6 protein-coding genes and 5 tRNA genes are annotated in these 6,018 nt (G+C 36.1%); all 11 read right to left on the bottom strand.

Features of this window, described 5'->3' with window-relative positions; all coding sequences use genetic code 11:
• Positions 1-3: 3 nt before the first annotated feature.
• Positions 4-198 carry a preprotein translocase subunit SecE gene (gene secE / locus ACOH2D_RS10350; RefSeq protein WP_348035791.1) on the bottom strand — a complete coding sequence of 65 codons (195 nt, stop codon included), beginning with the start codon at positions 196-198 and terminating at the stop codon, positions 4-6.
• Between the two features lie 189 nt (positions 199-387).
• Positions 388-460, bottom strand: a tRNA-Trp gene (locus tag ACOH2D_RS10355).
• Between the two features lie 61 nt (positions 461-521).
• Positions 522-1,709, bottom strand: a complete 1,188-nt coding sequence (gene tuf, locus ACOH2D_RS10360; RefSeq protein ID WP_348035789.1) for an elongation factor Tu — start codon at positions 1,707-1,709, stop codon at positions 522-524.
• 65 nt (positions 1,710-1,774) lie between these two features.
• Positions 1,775-1,846, bottom strand: a tRNA-Thr gene (locus ACOH2D_RS10365).
• 159 nt (positions 1,847-2,005) lie between these two features.
• Positions 2,006-2,078 (bottom strand) — tRNA-Gly (locus ACOH2D_RS10370).
• A 169-nt stretch (positions 2,079-2,247) separates the two neighbouring features.
• Positions 2,248-2,329: transfer RNA gene (locus ACOH2D_RS10375), tRNA-Tyr, on the bottom strand.
• Positions 2,330-2,420: 91 nt separating this feature from the next.
• A tRNA-Thr gene (locus ACOH2D_RS10380) sits at positions 2,421-2,494 on the bottom strand.
• A 102-nt stretch (positions 2,495-2,596) separates the two neighbouring features.
• Positions 2,597-2,899, bottom strand: coding sequence for a ribosome hibernation-promoting factor, HPF/YfiA family (gene hpf / locus ACOH2D_RS10385; protein ID WP_348035787.1), 303 nt, complete (start codon positions 2,897-2,899; stop codon positions 2,597-2,599).
• Between the two features lie 70 nt (positions 2,900-2,969).
• A complete protein-coding gene (locus ACOH2D_RS10390; RefSeq protein WP_348035785.1) occupies positions 2,970-3,872 on the bottom strand; it encodes a tyrosine-type recombinase/integrase in 903 nt (300 codons plus the stop codon).
• A 105-nt stretch (positions 3,873-3,977) separates the two neighbouring features.
• On the bottom strand, positions 3,978-4,172 hold the full coding sequence (gene rpsU, locus ACOH2D_RS10395) for a 30S ribosomal protein S21 (protein WP_348035784.1): 195 nt from the start codon (positions 4,170-4,172) through the stop codon (positions 3,978-3,980).
• A gap of 154 nt (positions 4,173-4,326) precedes the next feature.
• Positions 4,327-5,748 carry a carboxypeptidase-like regulatory domain-containing protein gene (locus ACOH2D_RS10400; RefSeq protein WP_348035782.1) on the bottom strand — a complete coding sequence of 474 codons (1,422 nt, stop codon included), beginning with the start codon at positions 5,746-5,748 and terminating at the stop codon, positions 4,327-4,329.
• Positions 5,749-6,018: the final 270 nt, after the last annotated feature.

Genomic DNA, 6,018 nt, shown 5'->3' on the forward strand with positions numbered 1-6,018 from the left:
ATTTTACTTAATCCAGCTGAAATAAGCTTCGATAACTTTACTAAAAACAGAGTCAACTCCCCAAATTGCCAAAGCAAATATAATTGAGAAAACAGCGACAACAATGGTTAAGCGTTGTGCTTCGGCCCATGGTGTCCATGTCACATTGTTTTTTAATTCACCAAATGATTCTGAAATATAATTTACAAATCCTGCCATTACAGTTGTATTAGTTTTTTTAAAATTGAGAGTATTTGCTACACTCTTTTAATTGGTTTCAAAACCACTTTTAAAAGTAAGTTTTAAACACTTGCACGGGTTGGGAGACTTACTTCGACTTCGCACCCATAAAGGTGCTCCGCTCAGCATAAACTTCTCGTCTCTTACGCCACTCTTTTACTCTATTTGCACGGGTTGGGAGACTCGAACTCACGACACCTGGTTTTGGAGACCAGTGCTCTACCAACTGAGCTAAACCCGTAAACACAATCAAGGCATCTTGACAAATCAAGACGCCTTAATTATTATTTAGACCATTATAATTATGCTAAAATTTCAGTAACCTGACCTGCACCTACAGTACGTCCACCTTCACGGATAGCGAAACGAAGACCTACGTTCATTGCAATTGGTTGTAATAAATCAACTGTAATAGTTAAGTTATCTCCAGGCATAACCATCTCAACACCTTCTGGCAACATAATGTTTCCAGTTACGTCAGTTGTACGTACGTAAAACTGTGGACGGTAGTTATTATGGAATGGAGTATGACGTCCACCTTCTTCTTTTTTCAAGATATAAACCTCAGCTTTAAATTTAGCGTGTGGTTTTACTGAACCTGGCTTAACGATAACCATACCTCTAGTGATCTGAGTTTTGTCAATACCTCTTAATAAGATACCAGCGTTATCTCCAGCTTCACCTCTATCAAGGATTTGACGGAACATTTCAATACCAGTAATAGTAGAGGTTAATTTCTCAGCTCCCATACCGATGATTTCAACTGGATCTCCAGTTTTAGCAATACCAGTTTCGATACGACCTGTAGCAACAGTTCCACGACCAGTAATAGAGAAAACATCTTCAATAGGCATTAAGAAAGGCTTCTCAATATCACGAACTGGCTCTTCAATCCATTTATCAACTTCTTCCATTAATTTAAGAAGTGCATCAACCCATTTTTGCTCACCGTTAAGTGCGCCTAAAGCGGATCCTTGAACAACAGGTCCATTATCACCATCGTAATCGTAGAATGATAATAAATCTCTGATTTCCATTTCAACTAGTTCTAATAACTCTTCGTCATCAACTAAGTCAACTTTATTCATGAAAACAACAATTCTAGGAATACCTACTTGGCGACCTAAAAGGATGTGTTCACGTGTTTGTGGCATAGGACCATCTGTTGCAGCAACAACCAAGATAGCTCCGTCCATTTGAGCAGCACCAGTAACCATGTTCTTTACGTAATCCGCGTGACCTGGACAGTCAACGTGAGCGTAGTGACGATTTGCTGTTGCATATTCAACGTGTGATGTATTAATTGTAATACCTCTTTCTTTTTCCTCTGGAGCGTTATCAATTTGATCAAATGATCTTGCTTCTGAAAAACCTGCATCAGCTAATACTTTAGTAATAGCTGCTGTCGTAGTTGTTTTACCGTGATCCACGTGTCCAATAGTACCTATGTTAAGGTGTGGTTTTGAACGATCGAAAGTTGCCTTTGCCATGTTTAATTTATTTTAATCTTAATTTATATTAGTGTTCAAAAATTTAATTTTGCTTATTTGAAAAGAGCCAATGACGAGAATTGAACTCGTGACCTCTTCCTTACCAAGGAAACGCTCTACCCCTGAGCTACACCGGCGATTGAGTTTGGTGGTTTCAGGTTCCTGATTTCAAGTTCAAAAAGCTGTAACAAGAAACTTGAAACTTACTGAGAATAGCAAACCACATATGTTATTATGAGAAGACCTATTCTTTAAGTAGTGCTCACACATTTCTGTATGATGACATTCTACTTTAGAGCGGGAGACCGGGTTCGAACCGGCGACATTCAGCTTGGAAGGCTGACGCTCTACCAACTGAGCTACTCCCGCAATTTCATGAAACTTCAATGTAATGAAATCTCAATTTCCAATATTTAATGAACTTTTTTTTGGACTACCTCCCGTTGGTCGGTGATCCGTAAGGGTGCCCCTTACTTAATCTTTCAAAACACTACTTTACAAAAGCAAGCTTTTGACGACAGCTTATTTAAAATCTTTGTGGGGAGAGCAGGATTCGAACCTGCGAAGACGTAGTCAGCAGATTTACAGTCTGCCCTCGTTGGCCGCTTGAGTATCTCCCCAATTATTCATTATTTTCCAAAAGAACGTTTTCCTGATCGCTCAGTGTTTTTTTATTGAAGGAACCGAATCTCAAAACTTATTCAGTTTTTGAGCCGATAGAGGGACTCGAACCCACGACCTGCTGATTACAAATCAGCTGCTCTAGCCAGCTGAGCTACATCGGCTTTTTACGTTCTGTTCCTTCAGTAAAAAAGCCCGCTATTTCTAACGGACTGCAAATGTATGTAAATATTTAATTATTCAAAACATTTTTTGAGAAAATTTTATCAAAATTGTGATCTTAATTTCTCTTTTCTCTTTTTTAGCTGTCTTTCGAGGGATGAAATGGCCATATCTGCGCCCTCTTCAAACGTTTTACATTGCTTCTTCACCACGAAACTATCGCCTGGAACGTTGACTCTGGCTTCAAAAATCTTATTTTCCTTATCACTTGTGTTTTCAACTTTAAGATAAACATCAGTTTGAATGACTTTGTCATAAAATAAATCGAGTTTATCCATTCTTTTTTGAATAAAGTCGATTAATTTTTTGTCTGCAGTAAAATTAACGGATTGTGTGATTACTTTCATCTGTTTGGGTTTTTAAAATTAATGGCATAAAATCGGAACTAATTCATTCATGCTTTCATTTGGTTATACACTAGTTATTGTTTTTACTTCTTGGATGCGCGTGAGCATATACTTTTTTTAATTCAGCTATACTATTATGCGTATAAATTTGGGTTGCTGCTAAACTTGAATGTCCCAACAATTCTTTAACCGCATTTAAATCAGCTCCTTGATTAAGCAAATGGGTTGCAAAGGAGTGCCTCAATATATGCGGACTCTTTTTTACCTTATAAGAAGCCTGACTAAAATACTCATTTATAATTCTGTAAACAAGAGTTTCATATACTTTTAACCCTCTTTTAGTTAAAAATAAATATTCGTCGTCTGTAATGATTTCCAATTCATTTCTCAGCTGCATATAATTGTGAGCAGTCGTCACTACACTATCAATTAACGGAACAAAACGTTCTTTATTACGCTTCCCAAGAACCTTTAAAGTTTTATTGCCTAAATCCAAATCCTTGAGTTTAATTTGGATCAGTTCAATACGCCGGATGCCCGTGGCATAAAAAAGTTCCACAATAAGACGGTTTCTGACGCCCTCAAAATCGCTTTCCTTTGCTAAGATGTCGATAACCTCTTCCATTTCCTTTGGTGAAAATGGGATTTGGACTTTCTTATCTGTTTTTAAGGCTTTGTGTTTCGATAATGGATTGGCTTGAATGGTTTCCGTTTTGATCAAAAACTTAAAATAAGAGTTCAAAGCCGAAATCTTACGATTGATACTTCTGTTAGAGATTTTTTGCTCCACCAAAAACACAATCCAACTTCTAATTTGAGGATAATTTACATTTTGGATGGAATCAACGTCATATTCTCGATTGACAAATTCAGAATAACTCTCCAAATCTGTAAGATAAGCCTTGACGGTAAGTGCGGAATAATTTTTCTCGTGGAGTAAATACTCGGAAAAGGGCAAGAATTGTGATTTCACGGTAGACATTAAAAGAACCCATTAGTAGTTTTGGTTCATTAAATATAGGACAAAAAAAATTCCTGCTAGTGCAGGAATCTCTTTTATTTGATTTCGAAATTACAATTATATGTTTTCTCGATCTCTTAGATGTTGAATGTATTGGGCTTTCTGGTTCGCAGCTCTATTCAGAACTGAAGGCTTATCAAATTGCTTGCGAGCTTGCAATTGACGCTTCGTACCAGTTTTATCAAACTTACGTTTGTAACGCTTTAACGCTCTATCTATATTTTCTCCTTCTTTAATTGGTATTATTAACATAGTGTCTTAACCTCCTCTCTTTTAGAATTTCAGGCTGCAAATATAAAAAGTAAATTATAATCTGCAATCAAAAATTTAAAATAACTCATTTTTTATTTATTAATCACGCGTCACCATGTTTTTAGGATAGTGCCAACAACATTATATTAAAATTTTAATCCTTATAAAGTGAGGATCGCTTGGTCAAATCCTGAATAAGCTTTTGATCCTCCTCGCTTTCCAAAAGTGTGTTGTAATTTCTCCAAAACTCCTTGTTATATGGCTTTACCGCAAAAATATCAGCATCCCATGGCTTTTTAAGTGCCATTTCAATCGTTTCCGGATCATGAATGATTTCAGTAAATAACAATTCCTGAACCGTATAGTAAAAGCGTTCGTCGGTAGACTCTTGGTCATTTACCTCTCCAGGTTTGGTTGGTTTATACCCGACATTGACCAACTTTGGCGTTTCATAATAAATGTAATTAGGATACATTTTATCCTGATACTCTCTAAAGGTCATGATCAACTTATGATTGATTTGAGTATCAAAAAGTGTTTTGCTCCTACTCTTTTGAGCATTGGAAGCGGCGACCAAATTATATTCCAACTTCTTTATCGCGTAATTATCGTAATAGATGTACAACCATCCTTTAGGATGATAGCCATCATTAAAAATCCCTTTTGTTTCAAGATTTACAAATTGATGACTTTCCGAAATTTCGATTTTGTATAGCTTTCTATCATTGTCAACCAGAATAGTATCTAATCTAAATTGATGCTTGTCCAAAATATCTTCGCCAAACAAAGCCCGCGTGATATTGGTGTTTCTTAAGATATTCAATTTGCTTTCGAACAAGTTTTGCAATCCATTGATTCTGGTATCGTTCCATTTAATGGCCTTTACCAAGTTAGCTGTTTTGATCGTATCTCTTCTTAAGTTTCTGGCATGCAGGTTGCCTCTATTCGCTTTTTCCTTAAGATAGGCGGTATACGTAAGTAAGCTATCCACATCGCGTAAATCATAACTTTTTCTTACTTGATCTACATTAATCTTGAGATTGGAGGCTGCCGAAGACATATAACTGGAGTCATAAACCGTTATGGCACTTTCTACAAGCCATTTAAATTCACGTCGGTTGCGTTCCTTATGACGTAAAAAACCCTTTTGCAGATAAGGCATATCGGGCATATTTGCAGATAATTTCTCAAGGGCTTTCATCACAATGTCATTCCCTGTTTTTGGTCGGATTTCAGCAACAAGTAGAATTTCATCCAAAGAAGCGATATCTTCATCTAAATAAATCTCCTGAGTATTATCGAACTCGCTTACTAAGGTTTTGAAACTTTTATAACCAATGGATGAAATGACCAAAGTGTCACTTTGGAATTGCATAGGAACTAGTAGCACAAATTTACCGTCCGCATTGCTAACGGTTCCGATAGTTGTGTTTTGGACGTAAATGCTAGCGCTTTCGATAGGCATCATGGTACCAAAATCAGAAATTTTATTTTTGATTTCCTTTTGGGAAAAGGCCGAAAAACAAAAAAAGAAAATTGATAACGTCAGTAAATATTTGAAATAATTGACTCTCATGTTATAGGTATGTAGATTGGTTAATATGTGATCTCGTATAAAAACAAAATGATTTCAAACAAATTTGTGCATATTTTATAATTTGCTTTATTAATCATCATTTCAGCAAAATTAGAATGAATTTTTGCCAAAATGATGATTCAATAGTGTTAGGCTGCCAGTTTGCAATCTTTCTTCGCAATCACCATTTTAGCGATAATTAGGTTGAATGTTCACCAAAATAGTGACTAAGAATATTACTCAGCTGCTTTATAGTCTTTTTTATCTATC

The sequence above is a fragment of the Gelidibacter sp. genome, assembly GCF_053579655.1.

Coding starts and splice junctions, on each gene's coding strand:
- rpsU (WP_348035784.1), bottom strand. CDS start 4,172: ATGTTAATAATACCAATTAAAGAAGGAGAAAATATAGATAGAGCGTTA.
- secE (WP_348035791.1), bottom strand. CDS start 198: ATGGCAGGATTTGTAAATTATATTTCAGAATCATTTGGTGAATTAAAA.
- ACOH2D_RS10400 (WP_348035782.1), bottom strand. CDS start 5,748: ATGAGAGTCAATTATTTCAAATATTTACTGACGTTATCAATTTTCTTT.
- tuf (WP_348035789.1), bottom strand. CDS start 1,709: ATGGCAAAGGCAACTTTCGATCGTTCAAAACCACACCTTAACATAGGT.
- hpf (WP_348035787.1), bottom strand. CDS start 2,899: ATGAAAGTAATCACACAATCCGTTAATTTTACTGCAGACAAAAAATTA.